This window comes from Halalkalicoccus sp. NIPERK01 (assembly GCF_030287405.1).
In the GTDB taxonomy this organism is placed as follows: domain Archaea; phylum Halobacteriota; class Halobacteria; order Halobacteriales; family Halalkalicoccaceae; genus Halalkalicoccus.
In genome coordinates this window covers 1-254 of record NZ_JASVVV010000043.1, presented here as the reverse complement: position 1 = coordinate 254, position 254 = coordinate 1, and the positions used below count along the sequence as shown (strand labels likewise).

1 protein-coding gene is annotated in these 254 nt (G+C 74.4%); it reads right to left on the bottom strand.

The features are described 5' to 3' along the window. Positions 1-254: hypothetical protein (locus tag QRT08_RS18490; protein ID WP_286047466.1), on the bottom strand; the 254-nt coding region annotated here is incomplete at both ends.

Here is a 254-nt window from a genome sequence, read left to right as displayed (position 1 = left end):
AGCGGGATCACCAGCGCCTGGTCGCGGGCCTGCGCGTCGGCGACGTCGAGCGAGCGCGCGTCGAGCCCGCCGACCAGTCCGTCGCCGGCGCCGACGTCGTTCAGCGCGGCGCGCATCGCGTTGATGGCGGCATAGGCCTCGGGGGTCTCGGCGCTGGCGTCGAGCGTGACGTCGATGCGCGCCAGTTCATCGGTCTCCTCGGCGATCGCGGCGGCGTCCACCCCGTCGATGGCCTCGATCTCTGCGACGGCCGC